Origin of the sequence: Leclercia sp. S52 (assembly GCF_039727615.1) — a bacterium.
GTDB lineage: Bacteria > Pseudomonadota > Gammaproteobacteria > Enterobacterales > Enterobacteriaceae > Enterobacter > Enterobacter adecarboxylatus_B.
The window spans coordinates 3,607,099-3,628,178 of record NZ_CP152474.1 but is presented as its reverse complement, the minus strand read 5'-3'; the positions used below and the strand labels follow the sequence as shown (position 1 = coordinate 3,628,178).

Genomic DNA, 21,080 nt, shown 5'->3' with positions numbered 1-21,080 from the left:
AACGAGCAAGACGGCTGCGAAGTCGTGACACATCGTGTCCCCTTCGTCTAGCGGTTAGGACTCCGCCCTTTCACGGCGGCAACAGGGGTTCGAATCCCCTAGGGGACGCCACTTGCTGGGTGTGAGTGAAAGGCACAACCAATCAGTATCTCAAAACTCATCTTCGGGTGATGTTTGAGATATTTGCTCTTTAAAAATCTGGATCAAGCTGAAAATTGAAACGACACGCCGTGTCTGTTCTCCGTAATAAGAGCAGATAAGCGGTGTGTTGGAGTCTCTCAAATTTTCGCAATCAGAAGTGAAACATCTTCGGGTTGTGAGGTTAAGCGACCAAGCGTACACGGTGGATGCCTAGGCAGTCAGAGGCGATGAAGGACGTGCTAATCTGCGATAAGCGTCGGTAAGGTGATATGAACCGTTATAACCGACGATTTCCGAATGGGGAAACCCAGTGCAATCCGTTGCACTATCGTTAAGTGAATACATAGCTTAACGAAGCGAACCAGGGGAACTGAAACATCTAAGTACCCTGAGGAAAAGAAATCAACCGAGATTCCCCCAGTAGCGGCGAGCGAACGGGGAACAGCCCAGAGTCTGAATCAGCATGTGTGTCAGTGGAAGCGTCTGGAAAGTCGCAGGGTACAGGGTGATACTCCCGTACACGAAGATACACCTGCTGTGAACTCGAAGAGTAGGGCGGGACACGTGGTATCCTGTCTGAATATGGGGGGACCATCCTCCAAGGCTAAATACTCCTGACTGACCGATAGTGAACCAGTACCGTGAGGGAAAGGCGAAAAGAACCCCGGCGAGGGGAGTGAAAAAGAACCTGAAACCGTGTACGTACAAGCAGTGGGAGCACCTTCGTGGTGTGACTGCGTACCTTTTGTATAATGGGTCAGCGACTTATATTCTGTAGCAAGGTTAACCGTATAGGGGGAGCCGAAGGGAAACCGAGTCTTAACTGGGCGTTAAGTTGCAGGGTATAGACCCGAAACCCGGTGATCTAGCCATGGGCAGGTTGAAGGTTGGGTAACACTAACTGGAGGACCGAACCGACTAATGTTGAAAAATTAGCGGATGACTTGTGGCTGGGGGTGAAAGGCCAATCAAACCGGGAGATAGCTGGTTCTCCCCGAAAGCTATTTAGGTAGCGCCTCGTGAATTCATCTCCGGGGGTAGAGCACTGTTTCGGCTAGGGGGCCATCCCGGCTTACCAACCCGATGCAAACTGCGAATACCGGAGAATGTTATCACGGGAGACACACGGCGGGTGCTAACGTCCGTCGTGAAGAGGGAAACAACCCAGACCGCCAGCTAAGGTCCCAAAGTCATGGTTAAGTGGGAAACGATGTGGGAAGGCACAGACAGCCAGGATGTTGGCTTAGAAGCAGCCATCATTTAAAGAAAGCGTAATAGCTCACTGGTCGAGTCGGCCTGCGCGGAAGATGTAACGGGGCTAAACCATGCACCGAAGCTGCGGCAGCGACACTATGTGTTGTTGGGTAGGGGAGCGTTCTGTAAGCCGTCGAAGGTGGACTGTGAGGTCTGCTGGAGGTATCAGAAGTGCGAATGCTGACATAAGTAACGATAAAGCGGGTGAAAAGCCCGCTCGCCGGAAGACCAAGGGTTCCTGTCCAACGTTAATCGGGGCAGGGTGAGTCGACCCCTAAGGCGAGGCCGAAAGGCGTAGTCGATGGGAAACAGGTTAATATTCCTGTACTCGGTGTTACTGCGAAGGGGGGGACGGAGAAGGCTATGTTGGCCGGGCGACGGTTGTCCCGGTTTAAGCATGTAGGCGGAGGTTCCAGGTAAATCCGGTACCTTTTCAACGCTGAGGTGTGATGACGAGGCACTACGGTGCTGAAGCAACAAATGCCCTGCTTCCAGGAAAAGCCTCTAAGCATCAGGTAACATCAAATCGTACCCCAAACCGACACAGGTGGTCAGGTAGAGAATACCAAGGCGCTTGAGAGAACTCGGGTGAAGGAACTAGGCAAAATGGTGCCGTAACTTCGGGAGAAGGCACGCTGATATGTAGGTGAAGCCCCTGCGGGTGGAGCTGAAATCAGTCGAAGATACCAGCTGGCTGCAACTGTTTATTAAAAACACAGCACTGTGCAAACACGAAAGTGGACGTATACGGTGTGACGCCTGCCCGGTGCCGGAAGGTTAATTGATGGGGTTAGCGGCAACGCGAAGCTCTTGATCGAAGCCCCGGTAAACGGCGGCCGTAACTATAACGGTCCTAAGGTAGCGAAATTCCTTGTCGGGTAAGTTCCGACCTGCACGAATGGCGTAATGATGGCCAGGCTGTCTCCACCCGAGACTCAGTGAAATTGAAATCGCTGTGAAGATGCAGTGTACCCGCGGCAAGACGGAAAGACCCCGTGAACCTTTACTATAGCTTGACACTGAACACTGGTCCTTGATGTGTAGGATAGGTGGGAGGCTTTGAAGCGTGGACGCCAGTCTGCGTGGAGCCAACCTTGAAATACCACCCTTTAATGGCTGGTGTTCTAACGTGGACCCGTTACCCGGGTTGCGGACAGTGTCTGGTGGGTAGTTTGACTGGGGCGGTCTCCTCCTAAAGAGTAACGGAGGAGCACGAAGGTTAGCTAATCCTGGTCGGACATCAGGAGGTTAGTGCAATGGCATAAGCTAGCTTGACTGCGAGAGTGACGGCTCGAGCAGGTGCGAAAGCAGGTCATAGTGATCCGGTGGTTCTGTATGGAAGGGCCATCGCTCAACGGATAAAAGGTACTCCGGGGATAACAGGCTGATACCGCCCAAGAGTTCATATCGACGGCGGTGTTTGGCACCTCGATGTCGGCTCATCACATCCTGGGGCTGAAGTAGGTCCCAAGGGTACGGCTGTTCGCCGTTTAAAGTGGTACGCGAGCTGGGTTTAGAACGTCGTGAGACAGTTCGGTCCCTATCTGCCGTGGGCGCTGGAGAATTGAGGGGGGGCTGCTCCTAGTACGAGAGGACCGGAGTGGACGCATCACTGGTGTTCGGGTTGTCATGCCAATGGCACTGCCCGGTAGCTAAATGCGGAAGAGATAAGTGCTGAAAGCATCTAAGCACGAAACTTGCCCCGAGATGAGTTCTCCCTGAGCCTTTAAGGCTCCTGAAGGAACGTTGAAGACGACGACGTTGATAGGTCGGGTGTGTAAGCGCAGCGATGCGTTGAGCTAACCGATACTAATGAACCGTGAGGCTTAACCTTACAACGCCGAAGCTGTTTCGGCGGATTTGAGACGATTTTCAGCTGAACCAGATTAATCACTGCGCCCGAGGGCGGGGTGAACAACAGAATTTGCCTGGCGGCTGTAGCGCGGTGGTCCCACCTGACCCCATGCCGAACTCAGAAGTGAAACGCCGTAGCGCCGATGGTAGTGTGGGGTCTCCCCATGCGAGAGTAGGGAACTGCCAGGCATCAATTAAGGAAACCCCGTACCGCAAGGTACGGGGTTTTTTTGCTTTGCTCCCGAACCGGCAAACTCCACAATCTCTGGCTAAAATAACAAGATACGCATCGTCAGCGAGGTTATTTTGCCAAACCCACCTTTTAACTATGAACAGGATTTCGCCAACACCAACTTTCGTGACCATCCTGAGCTTTACCAGGTAGGGCGGGGAGAGCAAGGCGTTCTGCTGGTTGAACCTTACAAAAGCGAAATCCTCCCCCACTGGCGATACAAAAATGCTGAGGTTGCGATCAAATCTGCGCAGGAGATCTACGCGCTGTTTGAGCAATACCGTCAACAGAACGATTTCGTTGGTATGGATATGGCCAGAAAATTTATTCAGATGGGATATACCCGCGCCAGACGCTACGCCAACCACAAAGGCGGAAAAAAGTACGATGATGAACGCAATGTTCGCCCGTTAGATCACGATCCTGTTAAAGCCGAAGCGGCAAAAATCTTCAAAGAATGGTGGGATAAAATTCGCGCTGACGAAGATTATTTGCAAAGAAAACAAGCGCATCAGAAAAAGTGGGGATAATAATGTCATCCGCAGAAGCGCTCATTTTATGATGAGCATCACAAAACCAAATGAAACATAATAGAAACAATTTTTTTACCTAACGTTAAATTTTAAATCTGGTTTTACTGGAATGGGTGCAATGGCCCGCAATGTAAGACAGGGGATTTAAAATGACAGAAACCGTAGCAAATACAGATACGGAGAATAAAAAAGCAACAGACGGCGATACCCGCCGCAGAATCTGGGCGATCGTCGGCGCATCATCGGGCAATCTGGTTGAATGGTTCGACTTTTACGTTTACTCATTTTGCTCGCTCTATTTTGCCCATATCTTCTTCCCATCCGGCAACACCACTACCCAACTGCTGCAAACGGCCGGTGTCTTTGCCGCTGGTTTTTTAATGCGTCCGATAGGTGGTTGGCTATTTGGCCGTATAGCCGACAGAAAAGGGCGAAAAACCTCCATGCTGATCTCCGTCTGCATGATGTGTTTCGGCTCTCTGGTGATTGCCTGTCTGCCCGGCTATGACGCGATCGGCACATGGGCGCCGGCCTTACTGTTACTGGCGCGTTTGTTCCAGGGGCTCTCCGTCGGGGGAGAATATGGCACAAGCGCCACCTATATGAGTGAAGTGGCCGTGGAAGGGCGTAAAGGCTTCTATGCCTCCTTCCAGTACGTAACGTTGATAGGCGGCCAGCTGCTGGCTATCCTGGCGGTAGTGATCCTGCAGCAGGTGCTAAGTGATGAAGATCTTCGTGCCTGGGGATGGCGTATTCCATTTGCACTCGGCGCGGTACTTGCCGTGGTGGCATTGTGGTTACGTCGCCAGCTGGAGGAAACTTCCCGAAAAGAGGTGCGCGCTTTAAAAGAGGCGGGTTCATTTAAAGGTTTGTGGCGTAACCGGAAGGCATTTTTGATGGTGCTTGGCTTTACCGCAGGCGGTTCGCTCACCTTCTATACCTTCACGACCTATATGCAGAAGTATCTGGTTAACACTACGGGTATGCACGCTAATGTGGCGAGTATGGTCATGACGGTGGCGCTCTTTGTCTTTATGCTGATTCAGCCCCTCATCGGTGCGCTGTCAGATAAAATCGGCCGGCGTAGCTCAATGCTGATTTTTGGCGGGTTGTCGACGTTATGCACTGTGCCCATTCTCACGGCACTTCAGCATGTTTCATCTCCTTATGCCGCTTTTGCACTGGTAATGGTAGCGCTGCTCATTGCCAGTTTTTACACCTCTATCAGCGGTATCCTTAAGGCAGAGATGTTTCCGGCTCAGGTACGTGCGCTGGGCGTTGGGTTGTCTTATGCGGTAGCGAATGCGCTGTTTGGCGGCTCGGCGGAGTATGTCGCGCTGTCACTGAAATCGGCAGGCAGTGAGACCATCTTCTTCTGGTACGTCACGCTGATGGGGGCGCTGGCATTTATTGTCTCTTTGATGCTGCACCGAAAAGGAAAAGGGGTCCGCCTTTAGTGCTCTGCCAGTTGCCACAGGCTATAGCCGGTCGTTGCGCCGGCGATATCCCAGGCAAAATCTTTCCAGCTCCAGCCGCTCCCCGCCGGGCGGCTGTCCCATAGCTCCTTCGATGCGCCCAGACTGACCGAAAACATTAAACCGTACGCAGCGCTACGATCGCGGCTAACGCCCTGACGTTGAGCGTATTCATTACCCGCAGCGGATAGCATCGCCGAGGCTAAAAAGTGTTGTGCCTTATCCTGACCAGACCAGCTATCCTGAGCCATATGGCTGCAGCCGGACAGTATCAGACTGCCCATCAACAGGAAATAACGCACAACGACCTCCATAAAAAAAGCCCCGTCAATGACAGGGCTGAAGATTACAAAATGCGGCTAATCAGGCGATCGATTCGGATCCTGCGCAGACGGCGGATCAGCTTTCTGACCTTAACCGGGTAATCGGCAATGCTCTGCAGATCGCGATAGTGGTTAACCACAGTGGTATGGGTACGGATCAGCTCCAGCTCGCGATCGCGCTGAGCAGCCAGTTCATGACGAGGATCGTGGATCAGAATGGCATTCTCAAGATCCAGTCGCCACGCGCGCGGGTTGAGGTTATTCCCCGTCAGCAACATCCACTCATCATCAACCCACATCCCTTTCAGGTGATAGCTGTTGTCCTCATCTTTCCAGAGACGCACCACCAGCTGATCGGTATTCACATAATACTGCAGGCGGCTGAGGAAGCGGCGGAGGTTGATTTCATACAGATAAGGCAGGGCGCCGATGATCTTAAACGGCTGATCTTCCGGGATAAAGAAATCGTTCGCGGTTTTATCGCCGACGATAATCTCAACCTTTTTACCGTCGCGTAAAAGCTGAATGATATTACGCACCAGCACGGCCGGCAGGTTGAAGTACGGTGTGCAGATGGTCAGCTTATGCTCGGTGCACGGCATAAGATGGAAGATGGTTTTATTCAGCAGGCTGGATTTGCCCAGACCCACCAGCGGGGTTACCGCCAGCTGTTCGTTATCCGCATCGCCCTGGAAATGGTACATGGCATCGCGCAGTTCCTGACGGAAAAGGCGAATGTCATTTTTAATCTCCGGGCTTTTTGGACGATGGGGATCGTCGAGACGATTCACGCCGCGACCGCGCACCAGGTGCTGATCCACCCACCCGAACATGACGTCCGCCATGCGGGTATTACGCACCAGGTGATAGCGATCGTAACGGTATTTATCGAGCTGATGCAGATAGACGTCATTCAGACTCGCGCCGCTGTACAGCACGCTGTCATCAATGATGAAGCCTTTGAAATGGAGGACGCCGAGTGCTTCGCGGGTGTTAACCGGGACACCATAAACCGCCACGTCTACGCCAGGGTTCTCCTGCGCCATGCGGCAATACCAGTCGGCATTGGTGTTGGATGCGGCCGCGCCAATACGTCCGCGTTGGGCGCGATGCCAGTCAACCAGGATGCGTACATCCAGTTCAGGGCGCTGACGTTTGGCTTCGTATACTGCGCGTAAAATGGCGCTGCCGCCTTCATCCTGTTCAAGATAAAGCGCGATAATGCAGATACGATGCGTTGCGCTGGCAATTTTTTCCAGCAGCGTCTCCCGAAAATCGGCGGGAGCATAAAAGAACTCTACATCATCAACTGACTGAGAAAGCTTCGGTAGTTGAGCAAGGTGTTGTTGATGTTTATTACGCTTAAATTTGGACAACATCACAGTGCGTTTCTTCTCTGTTCATTGAAGGATTATATGGACTATGCAGACAACAGAAGCGGGCAATCATACCACCAGTGCCGTTTAAAGTGGTCAACATTTCCAGTACCTTACTCTTGTTTACCTGCCGACATTAGCGCCAGCGTCAACCCGACAATGCCGTCTTCCAGCTGAACATCAACGGTAAAGCCTAATTTTCGCGCCAGGGCGATCATGCCACGGTTGTTGGGCATAGTAATGCCATTGAGGCGGATAAGTCCGTGATCTCGCGTATAACTGATTAGCTTTTCCAGTAACCGTCTTCCTAATCCCAGGCCTTTTAGATCGGAACGAACCAGCACTGCAAACTCCGCATCGACGTTATCCGGATCGGAGATCGCACGCGTGACGCCAAGGATCTCATCGCCCTCATCCGTGCGGCGGACGGCAACAAAAGCCATTTCCCGATCGTAGTCGATCTGCGTCATATTGGCTAAATCTTCGTGGGTAAATTCGTTGATTTCACTAAAGTAGCGGTAGTAGAGATCTTCTTTAGTCACCTGGTCGATAAAGCGCTGCAGCTGGGGTTCATCTTCGGGCAGGATGGGACGAAACAGGGACTGCTCGCCGTTTTTCATCTCCACCCACTCTTCAAGCTGATGGGGATAAGGGCGGATCGCGAGACGGCTTTCACGATCGCCGGTAAAGGCTGCCACATCCATCGTTACATCCAGTGCCGTCAGCTCGCTACCGGATACCAGCAAAGGATGAATGTCCAGGCGCTGGATTTCCGGGCTGTCGACAATCAGGTTCGATACCTGCACCAGGAACTGGCTCAGGGCGGCGATATCCAGCGGCCGCAGGGCGCTGCGCCCGCGGATCTTCTTGCTCTTGATCGCCTGGATCACCAGATAACGCGCAAGGTTCATGTTCAGCGGAGGCAGGGCTACTACCGCCTGATCTTCAGGGCGCCACTCCACGCCCCCTTCACCCAGCATGATCAGCGGGCCGAAGACCGGATCGTGTTCCACCACAACCCGTAGCTCCTGCGCCCCTGCGCGGTTGGCCATGCTTTGCACCAGCAGGCCATGAATGCGCGCCTGGGGCCAGGTCATTTTGACGCGATCGATAATGGCATCGGCCGCCTGCTGCACTTCCGCCGCGGTGCGCAGATACAGCATTACTCCCTGAACTTCTGACTTATGCGGGATATCGGGGGAGCGCAGTTTCAGCGCCACCGGATAACCAATCTGCTCGGCGATGTGCACCGCTTCCGCGCTGTCGCTGGCGATCCAGGTCGGCAGGGTATGCATGCCGAAGGCGTTGAGGATCGGCTGCACCTCATGGGTATCCAGCGAACGAGCGCCGTCATCGATGGCGCGTTGTAGCAGGGCCCGGGCGTGGCCGGTATTGGCGGTCAGATTGCCGGGGAGCGCAGGCGTTTCCCGGAGCTGTTTCTGGTTACGCCGGTACTCCACCATATGCATAAACGCGGTGATGGTGCCTTCCGGGGTGCGGTATGTCGGCAATCCCGCCTCGCTGAACAGGCGGCGCGCCTCCTGAGAGGAAAACTCGCCGCACCAGTTGGTCAGAAGCGACACGTATTTGCCTCGCGGATGCTTTTTCACGGCCTCAATCAGTGAACGGGCGCTTTCGCTACCCGGTGCCGCAGCACTCGGAGAGTGAATGACCATCAGGGCATCAAAATCCTGGCTTTCCAGCAGAATGTTGAGGGCGCTGATATAGCGATCGCTGCTGGCATCATCGCGTAAATCGAGGGGATTACCCGGCTCCACGCCGGGCGGTAGCGTATCACGCAGGCGCTGGAGCGTCTCTTCACTCAGTGCAGCCAGCTTCCCGTTGCGCAGCCAGAGTTCGTCCAGCGCCAGCGCGGCCGGCGCGGCACCGTTGCTGATGATCATCAGCCGCTCTCCCCGCAGCGGGCGCATATGGCTGAGCGTTTCGACAGCGGAAAAGAGTTCGTGGGTATCCTGAACGCGCAGTAAACCGGCGCGCTGGATGGCGGCATCCCATGCCGGATCCATCCCTGAATGGGAGTGCAGAAGACGTTGAGCGGCCGGGCTACGTCCGCTTTTGATCACCAGAATCGGTTTATTACGCGAGGCGCTACGGGCCGCCGATACAAAGCGTCGCGCATCGCTGAGATGCTCCAGATAGAGCAAAATCGCGCTGGTTTTGGTGTCTCGCGCCAGGAAATCCAGCAGCTCGTCAACATCGATGTCCAGCCCGTCGCCCAGGGCGATGAAGTAGGAGAACCCCATCTCGCGCTGCTGAGCCCAGTCGAGGATGGTATTGGAGACCGCCGCCGACTGGGAGATGAAGGCCAGTTTGCCTTTACGTATCGGCACGGGAGAGAAACTGGCGTTCAGCCCCTGCCAGGGTGCCAGCAGGCCAAGGCTGTTTGGCCCCAGCAGCCGCATCTGGTATCGCGCCGCGCAGGCCAGCAGCTCCGCCTGTTGTTCCGGCGGCGAGGAGAGAATAATGCAGGTTTTACAGCCTTTTTTCCCCAGCGCTTCGAGTAGCGCGATATTACGTCGGGCATGCGTACACAGCACCGCGAGATCGGGGATAAAGGGCAGGCTGTCCACGTCAGGCCAGGCCAGAACGCCCAGCACCGCTTTATAAGCCGGCGTCACCGGCAGGATCGGGCCGTTAAAACCGCCTGCGAGCAGGTTTCGCATCATCAGGTAACCGGCGCGTTCGGGTTTCATCGACGCGCCAATCACGGCGATGGATTTAGGGCGGAGTAAGGCTTCTAACCCGCGCTGGCTCATACAAGTCTCCTGGAAGGGCGAGTGACCTGATGATTTTAAACGCTTTCCGGCTCCGCTGCTGTGATGCTTCCCTTATGAATGGTTTTTCCGGCCAGATAGCGTTCACGAAAACGCGTGAAGTGATCGCCCAGTGCGCCCGCTGCCTGCACATCACCCGCCAGATCCAGCAGGGCAATCGCCACTTCGGCGGTGCAGTACTGGCCTTCGGCATGGGCTTCGCGCAGGCGATAAGCGGAAACGCGGGACAGATCGACGGAAATCACCGGCAGGGCATCCAGGTAAGGGCTCTTGCGAAACATTTTGCGCGCCTCGGTCCAGGTGCCATCCAGCATAATGAACAGCGGTGGCTTGCCGGAGGGTGGGGCGGCGAGTACTGGACGAGTATCGCCGGCATAGGAGGCCGGGAACACCACCATCGGTTGATAATCGGGGCAGGCGACCAGATCGAGCAGGGCCTGCGGTGGCTCGGTGCGTGACCACTGGAAGGCGGCAGTATCCGGTAAAATGTCGGCGATCAGCCGCCCGGTATTGCTGGGTTTCATCGGTTCGGTATCGAACATCACCAGACAAAAACGGCTGTGGGCATGGCTGGGAGTCAGGGTCGCACAAAGGCACTGCTTAAGCGGCAGCAGGCAGCGCTGACAGCGACGAATGCGGTTACCACGGGCAAGAAAGGGACGAGTCGCACGCGGCAGGCGTTCGGCGCGCAATTGCAGTACGGCGTTATCAGTCATGGGGGAGTGCGCAGAAAAAACGCCATTCTCGCAGAGGCGAGAGCGGGGCACAAGTTACGTGCCCCGGAATATCAGAGGGATTCGTTCAGCCAGCTGTCAAACGGGGCTTTCGGAACGGCGCCGTTCAACATATCAACAACTTCGCCATTCTTGAAAATCATGATGGTCGGGATACTGCGAATGCGGAAACGGGCGCTCAGCTCGCGTTCGGCCTCGGTGTTCACTTTAACGAAACGCATTTTCCCGCTACGCTCTTCTGCGACATCTTCAAAGATCGGCGCGAAGTTACGGCACGGGCCGCACCACGGGGCCCAGAAATCAACCACTACCGGCAGATCGTCCTTCAGCAGTTTATCCAGAGTTGCACCGGTAGCATTAATGACATCACCATCGAACAATTCATGACCGCAGCGTCCGCATTTTGCTCCATCATCAATTCGATCATCCGGAATGCGGTTAAGAGCCTGGCAGTTGGCACATACGGTATTCATAACTAACCTCAGGTAGAGCAGGGGGACAAAGCGGCACTATGCCGGTTATGTTTCCAATATGTTACATATTATCAACGACCCTGTTTGAAACGACAATGCGTTTTATTCAATGAGAACAATAGTCACAGGCTTTTATACGAAGTAATGGCTATGCGCGGGTACATCGGGTAATCTGCGCGCTTCGCGCAGCGCTGGTGGAGAAAAGCATGAACGACGAACTGAAAAACAAAAGCGGCAAGGTCAAAGTGATGTATGTCCGCAGTGATGATGACTCTGATAAACGCACCGAAAATCCGCGTACCGGAAAAGGTGGCGGGCGTCCAGGGCCATCTCGTGCAGACGGTGGCCGTCGCCCCGCCCGCGATGAGAGAAACAGCCGCGGTGATGACCGCAAACGCGACGATCGTAAACGTGACGACCGTAAGCGTGATGATTTCAAACGCGACGACTTTAACCGCGATGCGTCCCCGTGGCGTACCGTTTCCCGCGCACCGGGCGATGAGTCAAAGGCACCCGTCGATCACGGCAGCATGGCCGGTAAAGCGGTAATCGATCCCGAAGTGATCCGCCGTCAGCGCGCGGAAGAGACCCGCGTCTACGGTGAAAACGCCTGCCAGGCCCTGTTCCAGAGCCGTCCTGATTGCATCGTTCGCGCCTGGTTTATCCAGAGCGTCACGCCGCGTTTCAAAGAAGCGCTGCGCTGGATGGCGGCCAACCGCAAAGCCTACCACGTAGTAGACGATGCTGAGATCACCAAAGCGTCTGGCACCGAACACCACGGTGGCGTTTGCTTCCTGATTAAGAAACGTAACGGAACGACCGTTAAGCAGTGGGTTAGCCAGGCAGGTGAAGATGACTGCGTGCTGGCCCTGGAAGATGTGGGCAACCCGCACAACCTCGGCGCGATGATGCGCAGCTGCGCTCATTTCGGCGTGAAAGGGGTACTGTTGCAGGATGCGGCTCTGCTGGAATCCGGTGCGGCAATCCGTACGGCGGAAGGCGGCGCGGAGCACGTTCAGCCGATCACCGGCGACAGCGTGCTGGAAGCCATTGAGCAGTTCCGTAAAGCCGGCTACGCCATTGTGACCACCTCCAGCCATAAGGGCACCACGCCGCTGTTTAAAGCGACACTGCCGCGTAAAATGGTGCTGGTGTTGGGTCAGGAGCGTGATGGTCTGACCGATGCGGCACTGTCCAGCGCCGATCTGAGCGTCTCAATCGATGGCACCGGCAATGTGGAAAGCCTCAACGTATCCGTTGCGACCGGCGTTCTGCTGGCGGAGTGGTGGCGTCAGAACAAAGCGTAATTCCGCTTTGTTCGTGTAGGCCGGGTAAGGCGAAGCCGCCACCCGGCATTTTGCCCGGTGGCGCTACGCTTACCGGGCCTACAAAACAACTCTATTCGCTTTCAGCCGGTAACTCTGGCATCCAGTCAATCGGCGTTTCGCCCTGTTTCTCCAGCCACTCATTCGCCAGCACAAAATGGTTGCAGCCAAAAAAGCCGCGATGCGCTGACAGCGGTGACGGGTGCGGTGCTTTCAGCACATGATGGCGCTGGGTATCAATGATTGCCACTTTCTTCTGCGCGTGCGATCCCCACAGCAAAAACACCACCCCTTCCCGATGCTGGTTAATCAGGCTGATGACTTTATCCGTAAACGTCTCCCAGCCGAGGCTGGCATGGGAGTGCGCCTGTCCCGCGCGAACCGTTAGCACGGTGTTGAGCAGCAGAACACCCTGGCGCGCCCAGCTTTCCAGATAGCCATGCGCGGGCCGGGTAAAGCCGGGTACCGAGGCTTCCAGCTCCTTATACATATTCAGCAGGGAAGGTGGGGTCGCAACGCCCGGACGCACGGAAAAGGCCAGACCGTGCGCCTGGCCCGGCCCGTGATAGGGATCCTGACCCAGGATCACCACTTTGACATCGGCCAATTCGGTATATCGAAAGGCGTTAAACACGTCTTTCTGCGGCGGATAAATAGTGACGCCGTCCTGACGTTCGGCGGCAACCGTGTTCAGCGTGTTGACGAAGTAAGGCTGTTTTTTCTCATCGGCCAGTACGTCGTGCCAGGTTAAAGGTGTTGTCATCTCGCTCTCCTGCGAATTTTCTCTGCCCCTAGCTTAACTGCTTATGACGAGGGAGCAAAATTGCCGGGGAAAAAAGGTCATCCTGTTGAAAAATATTTAAAATTTACGAGATTTTTTGAAATCAGGTGGTGGGGAAAATTGATATAAAACAATAATCTCCTTGTATCACCCTTTCGCTGGTGTGGTTTTTATTGATTTAAGTCAATGAATGGCGGTGGGTTGACTGATATATATACACTCAAGCAACAATGGTTTTACCAATTGCCCTGAACAACGGGCGACACCCAATAGTGTAGTTTAAGGGAGGCAACACATGATTACTGGTATCCAGATTACTAAAGCTGCAAACGACGACCTGCTGAACTCTTTCTGGCTGCTGGACAGCGAAAAAGGCGAAGCGCGCTGCGTATGTGCAAAAGCAGGCTTTGCTGAAGATGAAGTTGTTCAGGTTAACGCGCTGGGCGAGTTTGAATATCGCGAAATCCCTATGGAAATCAAACCGGAAGTGCGTGTTGAAGGCGGTCAGCATCTGAACGTTAACGTGTTGCGTCGTGAAACACTGGAAGATGCTGTTAAGCACCCGGAAAAATATCCGCAGCTGACCATCCGCGTTTCTGGCTATGCCGTTCGCTTCAACTCACTGACTGCAGAACAGCAGCGTGACGTGATTGCACGTACCTTTACCGCCAGCCTGTAATCGTTGGCTGCGTGCAGATATAAAAACGCCGGGTTAACCCCGGCGTTTTTTTTACTCTTCTTTCTGTGAAGCTGGCTCGCTGCCGCTTGGCTTACGACGCTTGCCGATGTTTTTGCTGTCACGGTGACGTTGCTTCACGCGCGGCTTCTCTTTTTCTTTCTCTTTTTTCTCTGCGCGCTTAGCGAGCACTTTCTTCGACGGCTTACCCGTCATTCTCTCACTCGGCGGACGCGTAGTCGGGCGCAGTTCATCAATCACGCGCGCTTTTACCGGCTCGTCGATATAGCGGCCCACTTTCTGCAGCAGCAGATAGTCATGTGCCTCAACCAGAGAGATAGCCGTGCCTTTCAGGCCAGCACGTCCGGTACGACCGATACGATGCAGGTAGGTATCTCCGCTGCGCGGCATGTCGAAGTTAATCACATGGCTCACTTCAGGAATATCGATACCACGCGCCGCCACGTCGGTGGCAATCAGCACATTCACGCGACCTTCGGTCAGGCGTTTAATCCCTTCGGTACGTTTAACCTGCGCCATCTCGCCTTCGAGATAACAGTTGTTAATCCCTGCGGCCCGCAGTTGTTCCGCCAGCTCATGCACACGTTCGCGTTTACGGACAAAAACGATGGTACGTGTCGTATCATCCTGTTTTAACAGATGCTTAAGTAACTCGAGCTTATGCTCGTAGTTATCGGCGCGATAATACCACTGGTGAATTTTTTTACGCTCACGCGTGGACGGCGTGGCAGAAACTTCTGCCGGATCGTCAAGCAGACGCTCAGCAAAGTCCTTAATGGCATCGCCTTCAAGCGTCGCGGAAAACAGCATGGTCTGTTTGCGCCAGCGCGTTTCGCCTGCGATGTGTTCAATATCCTGCGCAAAGCCTAGTTCCAGCATGCGGTCCGCTTCATCCAGAATCAGCGTTTCAACAGCACGACAGTCAAAGTTTTCTTCTTTGATGTACTGCATTAAGCGCCCGGTTGTCGCGACCACGATATCCTGGTTCTCACTGAACACTTCGGCGTGGTTCATATAGGCAACGCCACCGGTGATGGTCGCAATATCCAGATGGGTATTGGCGGCCAGTTCACGTGCATGCTCCGCAACCTGAACGGCTAACTCACGTGTCGGGGTCAGAATAAGGATGCGCGGCGGGCCGGATTTCTTACGCGGAAAATCAATAAGGTGCTGCAAGACGGGCAGCAGGTACGCCGCTGTTTTACCGGTGCCTGTCGGCGCTGAACCGAGTACGTCACGGCCTTCTAACGCAGGCGGAATGGCTGCCGCCTGGATGGCAGTCGGGCGTGTGAAGCCTTTATTCTGGAGAGCTTCCAGAAGGCTTTCGTCGAGTTCAAGTTCGGAAAAAGTCGTTACAGTCATGTTCTACCTCTGTGTGGGGCGCTGATTATAGACGTTATGGCTGCGATCTTCATCTGTTTGTGTGGATATCCCTTTTCCCTCGTTGCGCTTTCACCTATGCTACTCCCGTTTCATTTTGAAGGTTGCTCTGACATGTCTCAACTCAAAGCGCAGCTGCGCCGCGATGGTTTTACCTTTAAGCAGTTCTTTGTCGCGCACGATCGCTGTGCGATGAAAGTCGGCACTGATGGCATTTTACTGGGGGCATGGGCACCTGTAGCAGGCGTTAAACGTATCCTCGATATTGGCAGCGGCAGCGGATTATTAGCCCTGATGCTGGCGCAGCGTACCGGAGAGTCTGTTACCCTGGATGCGGTTGAGCTGGATCCGCAGGCGGCCGAACAGGCGGCGGAAAACGTGGCTGAATCCCCCTGGGCTTCTCGTATTACTCTCCATTGTGCGGATGTTCTGACCTGGGCGCCAGAGCAAACGGCTCGCTATGACTTAATTGTCAGCAATCCTCCTTATTATGAACCCGGCGTCGGGTGCGCAACGCCCGAGCGCGATCAAGCTCGTTCTACCGGCTCCCTCGATCACAGTTCACTGTTAGCCTGTGCGGCAGCGTTGATCACCGAAGAGGGTTTTTTCTGCATGGTATTACCGGAAAGCGCGGGCAGTGCGCTTATCAATAACGCACTGGAGATGGGCTGGTATTTACGTCTGCGTACCGATATTGCTGATACGGACGGCAGGTTACCGCACCGGGTTCTGGTGGCGCTGTCGCCGAAAGAAGGAGAGTGCTTCAGCGACAGGATGGTGATCCGTGGGCCGGATCAGCGTTATTCCGAGGATTACACGGCGCTGACCCACCCGTTCTATCTGTTTATGTGAGTCAGCGGAGAGAGCACGGACGGCCCGGAGTGCTCAAGTTGTTCCGGATAGTCGAGCGTATAGTGCAGCCCGCGGCTCTCTTTACGCATCATCGCGCAGCGCACAATCAGCTCCGCCACCTGAACCAGATTGCGTAACTCCAGCAGGTTGTTCGAGACGCGGAAGTGAGCATAATACTCGTCAATCTCCTGCTGTAGCATGGTTATGCGGCGCAGGGCGCGCTCCAGCCGCTTGGTGGTGCGCACAATTCCGACGTAATCCCACATAAACAGGCGCAGCTCGTGCCAGTTATGCTGGATCACCACCAGCTCATCCGGGTTTTCCACGCGACTCTCATCCCAGGCAGGCAGGTTTTCCGCCTGACGGGCGTAAGGCATGCGCTTGGTAATATCTTCCGCCGCCGACCAGCCGTAAACCAGGCACTCCAGCAGGGAGTTTGACGCCATACGGTTGGCGCCATGAAGGCCGGTATAACTCACTTCCCCGATAGCATACAGGCCGTCAACGTCGGTTCGGCCATGATCGTCCACCATCACCCCGCCGCAGGTATAGTGCGCAGCGGGCACTACGGGCATCGGCTCTTTGGTGATGTCGATGCCTAATCCCAACAGTTTTTCATAGATGGTCGGGAAGTGCTGACGCACAAATTCTGCCGGTTTATGGCTGATATCCAGATACATGCAGTCCACGCCCAGGCGTTTCATTTCATGATCGATGGCGCGGGCCACGACATCACGCGGTGCCAGCTCACCACGCTCGTCGAAGTCCGGCATAAAGCGCGTGCCGTCCGGGCGTTTCAGGTGTGCACCTTCACCACGCAGGGCTTCGGTCAGTAAGAAATTGCGCGCCTGAGGATGGAACAGGGCGGTGGGGTGGAACTGGTTAAATTCCAGGTTGGCCACGCGACAGCCTGCACGCCAGGCCATGGCAATCCCGTCGCCTGAAGAGATATCCGGGTTGGTGGTGTACTGATATACCTTAGAGGCACCGCCCGTTGCCAGCACCACCGATTTTGCCCGGCAGGTTTCTACCGTCTCTTTATTCCGGTTCCAGACCCAGGCACCCACGACGCGGCGCGTACCCGGCAGGCCAATCTTGTCGGAGATGATCAGGTCCACCGCGTTGCTGCGTTCCAGCACCTGGATGTTCGGATGGTTTAACGCCTGGCTGACCAGCGTCGTTTCGACCTCTTTCCCGGTGGCATCCGCAGCGTGCAGGATGCGGCGATGGCTATGCCCGCCTTCCCGGGTCAGGTGGTAACTCTCTTCCCCGTTGGGCTGCACATGCGTATCAAACAACACACCCTGATCGATAAGCCACTGCACACAGTGACGGGCATTACTGGCGACAAACTCCGCGGCGTGTTTATCCACGATACCGCCGCCGGCAATCAGGGTATCTTCCACATGCGAGTCGATACTGTCCGTTTCATCAAACACAGCGGCAATCCCGCCCTGCGCATAGAAGGTGGAGCCTTCGCTGATGGGACCTTTGCTGAGGACAATCACTTTCTGGTGTGAGGCGAGGCGCAGCGCCAGAGAAAGGCCGGCGGCACCGCTGCCGATAATCAGTACGTCACAGGAGAGTTCAGACATTGCGTTCATGATGTGTGTTTAATTTACTAAACAGTGTTTGGTCAGCATAGCATTCGAATGCGATGAATCGCACGTTTTTTTTGCGACTTGTTGCAATGACTAAACAGCCGCTGTTGCGGTGATAAAACAGAAAAAGGGCGAAAATATTTTGCGAAGCAGATCGTTAGCTTCAGATTTTGTGGTGAAATAAAGCCTGTCTTGCGGTACCCTGCAAGCGGTAAAATGGCAATTCTTATCAGAAACTGGGTGCGTTTCAGTATCAGACTTATAATGATAGAAAATGAACAGTCTGCGACGCGATTAACAAAAACAAAGGCGTGACGGAACTTTTTGAAAAAAAGACCCTCAAAGCAACTGCTTGCTCACAGTGCAGTGTTTGGAGTGGCGTTTCGATAACGCGTGGATTTTAGGTTTGGGGAGACATTACCTCGGATGAGCGAGCAGTTAACGGACCAGATTCTGGTTGAACGGGTCCAGAAGGGAGATCAGAAAGCCTTTAACTTACTGGTGGTGCGCTACCAGCATAAAGTGGCGAGTCTGGTGTCCCGCTATGTACCGTCAGGAGATGTTCCTGATGTGGTACAGGAATCTTTTATCAAAGCCTATCGCGCGCTGGAATCTTTCCGGGGAGATAGTGCTTTTTATACCTGGCTGTATCGTATTGCTGTCAATACCGCCAAGAACTACCTCGTCGCTCAGGGGCGTCGTCCGCCTTCAAGCGACGTTGACGCAATCGACGCCGAAAATTTTGAAAGCGGCGGGGCGTTAAAAGAAATTTCGAACCCTGAGAACTTAATGTTGTCAGAAGAACTGAGACAAATAGTTTTTCGCACCATCGAGTCGCTCCCGGAAGATTTACGCATGGCAATTACGTTGCGGGAGTTGGATGGCCTGAGCTATGAAGAGATAGCCGCTATCATGGATTGCCCGGTCGGTACGGTTCGCTCACGGATATTTCGTGCGCGAGAAGCTATTGATAATAAAGTTCAACCGCTAATCAGGCGTTGACGATAGCGGGATACTGGAAAAGGTATTAGGCATGCAGAAAGAACAACTTTCCGCTTTAATGGATGGTGAAACGCTGGACAGTGAGATGCTCAATGAGCTCTCTCGCTCTCCTGAGATGCAAAAAACCTGGGAGAGTTATCATCTCATCCGCGATACCATGCGCGGCGATACCGGCGAGCTCCTCCATTTTGATATCTCATCTCGCGTAATGGCTGCCATCGAGAATGAACCTGTTTCTCAGGCCACTCCGCTGATTCCTGAAGCCCAACCGGCACCGCACCTGTGGCAGAAGATGCCTTTCTGGAACAAAGTGCGCCCTTGGGCGAGTCAACTGACGCAAATGGGCGTCGCTGCTTGCGTATCGCTTGCAGTTATTGTTGGCGTCCAGCACTATAACACCCAATCTGAAGTGAGCCAGCAACCTGAAGCGCCAGTGTTCAATACGCTGCCGATGATGGGCAAAGCCAGCCCGGTAAGCCTGGGTATTCCTTCTGATGCATCGGCAGGCGCCGGTCAGCAGCAGCAGGTACAAGAGCAACGCCGTCGTATTAATGCGATGTTGCAGGACTACGAATTGCAGCGTCGTCTGCATTCCGAACAGCTTCAGTTTGAGCAGGCGCAAACCCAGCAGGCTGCTGTGCAAGTGCCCGGAAACCAAACTTTAGGAACGCAATCGCAGTAATGAAGCAACTTTGGTGCGCCATGTCTCTGATGGCGGGTAGCCTGTTGTTCACTGTCAACGCCTCGGCTGATGTATCGTCCGGGGCGTTGTTACAGCAAATGAACCAGGCCAGCCAGTCACTCAACTACGAGCTGGCTTTTATCAGTATCAATAAGCAGGGTGTAGAGTCGTTACGCTATCGCCATGCCCGTCTTGATAAACAGCCGCTTGCCCAGCTTTTGCAGATGGATGGTCCGCGCCGCGAAGTCGTGCAGCGTGGCAACGAAATCAGCTATTTTGAGCCGGGTCTCGAACCCTTTACGCTGAACGGCGATTACATCGTTGATTCGCTGCCTTCGCTCATCTATACCGACTTCAAACGGCTGGCACCTTACTACGACTTTATCTCCGTAGGGCGTACCCGTATCGCTGACCGGCTGTGTGAAGTGCTGCGCGTTGTCGCACGAGACGGGACGCGTTACAGCTATATCGTCTGGATGGATGCGGAGACCAAGCTGCCGATGCGGGTCGATCTGCTGGATCGTGATGGCGAGACGCTGGAACAGTTCCGGGTGATCTCCTTTACCATTGACGATCAGGTCGGCAACAGCATGCAGAATCTGGCAAAAGCCAGCCTGCCGCCGCTGCTCTCCGTCCCGGCCGGCGATCCTGTCAGCTTCAACTGGGCACCAAACTGGATCCCGCAGGGCTTTAGCGAAGTCTCCAGCAGCCGACGTCAGCTGCCGACGATTGATACCCCGGTCGAGTCCCGTCTTTACTCTGACGGCTTGTTCAGCTTCTCGGTTAACATTAACCGGGCAACGCCGGTGAGTGCCGATCAGATGCTGCGCACCGGACGCCGCACCGTCAGTACCACCGTGCGTGATAACGCCGAGATTACCATCGTCGGCGAACTGCCGCCGCAAACGGCTAAACGCATCGCAGACAGCATTAAATTCAGGGCCGGACAATGATCAAAGAGTGGGCTACTGTCGTTTCATGGCAGGAGGGCGTTGCGCTGGTGAACTGTGACGTTAAAGCCTCCTGCAACAGCTGCGCCTCCCGCGCCGGTTGCGGAAGCCGGGTGCTTAACAAACTCGGGCCGCAGACGTCGCACACCATCAGCGTACCCAGCGCAGAGCCGCTGGTGGCAGGACAAAAAGTCGAGTTAGGGATCGCCGAAGGCAGCCTGCTGGGCTCGGCGATGCTGGTCTATCTCTCCCCGCTGGTGGGGCTGTTTGCCCTGGGCGGCGTATTCCAGGTGCTGTTCGGCACCGATCTGGCCGCGATGTGCGGCGCAGCCCTGGGTGGCGTGGGTGGCTTTTTACTGGCCCGCGGCTTTTCATCGAGGCTTGCCGTACGCGAAGAGTGGCAGCCCGTTATCCTCAGCGTTGGACTGCCCCCCGATGAGCTTCGCGTCGAAATGCTCTCTTCTGAAGCCCGGTGATATCACCGGGCTTTGCTTTATTTACATCTCATAAAAGAAAACGCTGAATCTTCACGCTAAGCTTGCTGGAAGAGCATTTCCCGGTTACGGAGATGTAGTGTAGAATGCTGCGTTTTCGCACTGAAAAACGTCAGGCTAAGAACA

Annotated in this window: 17 protein-coding genes, 1 tRNA gene and 2 rRNA genes; 12 read left to right on the top strand and 8 right to left on the bottom strand. The window is 54.7% G+C overall.

Annotated elements, in window-relative coordinates:
• The first annotated feature begins 36 nt into the window (after positions 1–36).
• The 5 genes from AAHB66_RS17340 (at position 37) to AAHB66_RS17320 (ending at position 5,471) form a co-directional block, all read left to right on the top strand.
• Positions 37–111, top strand: a tRNA-Glu gene (locus tag AAHB66_RS17340).
• 209 nt (positions 112–320) lie between these two features.
• Positions 321–3,229, top strand: a 23S ribosomal RNA gene (locus tag AAHB66_RS17335).
• 93 nt (positions 3,230–3,322) lie between these two features.
• Positions 3,323–3,438, top strand: a 5S ribosomal RNA gene (gene rrf / locus AAHB66_RS17330).
• A 117-nt stretch (positions 3,439–3,555) separates the two neighbouring features.
• Complete coding sequence (locus AAHB66_RS17325) at positions 3,556–4,011, top strand: DUF4385 domain-containing protein (RefSeq protein ID WP_347113781.1); 456 nt, start codon at positions 3,556–3,558, stop codon at positions 4,009–4,011.
• 152 nt (positions 4,012–4,163) lie between these two features.
• Complete coding sequence (locus AAHB66_RS17320; RefSeq protein ID WP_347113780.1) at positions 4,164–5,471, top strand: MFS transporter; 1,308 nt, start codon at positions 4,164–4,166, stop codon at positions 5,469–5,471.
• Here the strand turns inward: AAHB66_RS17320 and AAHB66_RS17315 are convergent.
• The 5 genes from AAHB66_RS17315 to trxC form a co-directional block, all read right to left on the bottom strand.
• On the bottom strand, positions 5,468–5,791 hold the full coding sequence (locus tag AAHB66_RS17315) for a YfiM family lipoprotein (protein WP_347116512.1): 324 nt from the start codon (positions 5,789–5,791) through the stop codon (positions 5,468–5,470). The genes AAHB66_RS17320 and AAHB66_RS17315 overlap by 4 nt on opposite strands.
• Before the next feature lie 44 nt (positions 5,792–5,835).
• The gene (gene pssA, locus AAHB66_RS17310) at positions 5,836–7,191 is read right to left on the bottom strand and encodes a CDP-diacylglycerol--serine O-phosphatidyltransferase (RefSeq protein WP_347116511.1); all 1,356 of its coding nucleotides are present in this window, start codon (positions 7,189–7,191) and stop codon (positions 5,836–5,838) included.
• A gap of 110 nt (positions 7,192–7,301) precedes the next feature.
• A complete protein-coding gene (gene pat, locus AAHB66_RS17305; RefSeq protein ID WP_347113779.1) occupies positions 7,302–9,965 on the bottom strand; it encodes a protein lysine acetyltransferase in 2,664 nt (887 codons plus the stop codon).
• 35 nt (positions 9,966–10,000) lie between these two features.
• Positions 10,001–10,699 (bottom strand): tRNA-uridine aminocarboxypropyltransferase, encoded by a 699-nt coding sequence (gene tapT, locus AAHB66_RS17300; RefSeq protein WP_347113778.1) that lies wholly within the window; start codon positions 10,697–10,699, stop codon positions 10,001–10,003.
• Between the two features lie 71 nt (positions 10,700–10,770).
• Entirely contained in the window at positions 10,771–11,190 is a 420-nt protein-coding gene (trxC, locus tag AAHB66_RS17295) for a thioredoxin TrxC (protein WP_142486746.1), read from the bottom strand.
• A 206-nt stretch (positions 11,191–11,396) separates the two neighbouring features.
• Here trxC and AAHB66_RS17290 point away from each other — a divergent pair, with 206 nt between their 5' ends.
• Positions 11,397–12,497 carry a tRNA/rRNA methyltransferase gene (locus AAHB66_RS17290; RefSeq protein ID WP_337013882.1) on the top strand — a complete coding sequence of 367 codons (1,101 nt, stop codon included), beginning with the start codon at positions 11,397–11,399 and terminating at the stop codon, positions 12,495–12,497.
• 91 nt (positions 12,498–12,588) lie between these two features.
• On the opposite strand, the gene ung is transcribed toward AAHB66_RS17290, so the two are convergent.
• Entirely contained in the window at positions 12,589–13,278 is a 690-nt protein-coding gene (gene ung, locus AAHB66_RS17285) for a uracil-DNA glycosylase (RefSeq protein WP_347113776.1), read from the bottom strand.
• 313 nt (positions 13,279–13,591) lie between these two features.
• On the opposite strand from ung, the gene grcA reads away from it, so the two are divergent.
• Positions 13,592–13,975 (top strand): autonomous glycyl radical cofactor GrcA, encoded by a 384-nt coding sequence (gene grcA, locus AAHB66_RS17280; RefSeq protein WP_103180763.1) that lies wholly within the window; start codon positions 13,592–13,594, stop codon positions 13,973–13,975.
• A gap of 51 nt (positions 13,976–14,026) precedes the next feature.
• On the opposite strand, the gene srmB is transcribed toward grcA, so the two are convergent.
• Complete coding sequence (gene srmB, locus AAHB66_RS17275; RefSeq protein WP_347113775.1) at positions 14,027–15,355, bottom strand: ATP-dependent RNA helicase SrmB; 1,329 nt, start codon at positions 15,353–15,355, stop codon at positions 14,027–14,029.
• Positions 15,356–15,487: 132 nt separating this feature from the next.
• Here srmB and AAHB66_RS17270 point away from each other — a divergent pair, with 132 nt between their 5' ends.
• Positions 15,488–16,225: a tRNA1(Val) (adenine(37)-N6)-methyltransferase gene (locus tag AAHB66_RS17270; RefSeq protein WP_347113773.1), complete on the top strand. Its 738-nt coding sequence runs from the start codon at positions 15,488–15,490 to the stop codon at positions 16,223–16,225.
• Here the strand turns inward: AAHB66_RS17270 and nadB are convergent.
• Complete coding sequence (gene nadB, locus AAHB66_RS17265; protein WP_347113771.1) at positions 16,210–17,829, bottom strand: L-aspartate oxidase; 1,620 nt, start codon at positions 17,827–17,829, stop codon at positions 16,210–16,212. The two genes, AAHB66_RS17270 and nadB, sit on opposite strands and share 16 nt — an antisense overlap.
• Before the next feature lie 423 nt (positions 17,830–18,252).
• Between nadB and rpoE the strand changes: the two genes are divergently transcribed.
• Genes rpoE through rseC form a run of 4 tightly spaced genes read left to right on the top strand, consistent with a single transcriptional unit; the run spans position 18,253 to position 20,936 of the window.
• The gene (rpoE, locus tag AAHB66_RS17260) at positions 18,253–18,828 is read left to right on the top strand and encodes an RNA polymerase sigma factor RpoE (RefSeq protein ID WP_032613187.1); all 576 of its coding nucleotides are present in this window, start codon (positions 18,253–18,255) and stop codon (positions 18,826–18,828) included.
• Between the two features lie 31 nt (positions 18,829–18,859).
• Entirely contained in the window at positions 18,860–19,510 is a 651-nt protein-coding gene (rseA, locus tag AAHB66_RS17255; RefSeq protein WP_347113769.1) for an anti-sigma-E factor RseA, read from the top strand.
• Positions 19,510–20,463: a sigma-E factor regulatory protein RseB gene (rseB, locus tag AAHB66_RS17250; RefSeq protein WP_347113768.1), complete on the top strand. Its 954-nt coding sequence runs from the start codon at positions 19,510–19,512 to the stop codon at positions 20,461–20,463. Before rseA ends, rseB begins: the two co-directional genes overlap by 1 nt.
• On the top strand, positions 20,460–20,936 hold the full coding sequence (gene rseC / locus AAHB66_RS17245; RefSeq protein ID WP_347113766.1) for a SoxR-reducing system protein RseC: 477 nt from the start codon (positions 20,460–20,462) through the stop codon (positions 20,934–20,936). The genes rseB and rseC overlap by 4 nt, the downstream gene beginning before the upstream one ends.
• Positions 20,937–21,080: the final 144 nt, after the last annotated feature.

Coding starts and splice junctions, on each gene's coding strand:
- AAHB66_RS17320 (WP_347113780.1), top strand. CDS start 4,164: ATGACAGAAACCGTAGCAAATACAGATACGGAGAATAAAAAAGCAACA.
- pssA (WP_347116511.1), bottom strand. CDS start 7,191: ATGTTGTCCAAATTTAAGCGTAATAAACATCAACAACACCTTGCTCAA.
- pat (WP_347113779.1), bottom strand. CDS start 9,965: ATGAGCCAGCGCGGGTTAGAAGCCTTACTCCGCCCTAAATCCATCGCC.
- tapT (WP_347113778.1), bottom strand. CDS start 10,699: ATGACTGATAACGCCGTACTGCAATTGCGCGCCGAACGCCTGCCGCGT.
- trxC (WP_142486746.1), bottom strand. CDS start 11,190: ATGAATACCGTATGTGCCAACTGCCAGGCTCTTAACCGCATTCCGGAT.
- AAHB66_RS17290 (WP_337013882.1), top strand. CDS start 11,397: ATGAACGACGAACTGAAAAACAAAAGCGGCAAGGTCAAAGTGATGTAT.
- ung (WP_347113776.1), bottom strand. CDS start 13,278: ATGACAACACCTTTAACCTGGCACGACGTACTGGCCGATGAGAAAAAA.
- grcA (WP_103180763.1), top strand. CDS start 13,592: ATGATTACTGGTATCCAGATTACTAAAGCTGCAAACGACGACCTGCTG.
- srmB (WP_347113775.1), bottom strand. CDS start 15,355: ATGACTGTAACGACTTTTTCCGAACTTGAACTCGACGAAAGCCTTCTG.
- AAHB66_RS17270 (WP_347113773.1), top strand. CDS start 15,488: ATGTCTCAACTCAAAGCGCAGCTGCGCCGCGATGGTTTTACCTTTAAG.
- nadB (WP_347113771.1), bottom strand. CDS start 17,829: ATGAACGCAATGTCTGAACTCTCCTGTGACGTACTGATTATCGGCAGC.
- rpoE (WP_032613187.1), top strand. CDS start 18,253: ATGAGCGAGCAGTTAACGGACCAGATTCTGGTTGAACGGGTCCAGAAG.
- rseA (WP_347113769.1), top strand. CDS start 18,860: ATGCAGAAAGAACAACTTTCCGCTTTAATGGATGGTGAAACGCTGGAC.
- rseB (WP_347113768.1), top strand. CDS start 19,510: ATGAAGCAACTTTGGTGCGCCATGTCTCTGATGGCGGGTAGCCTGTTG.
- rseC (WP_347113766.1), top strand. CDS start 20,460: ATGATCAAAGAGTGGGCTACTGTCGTTTCATGGCAGGAGGGCGTTGCG.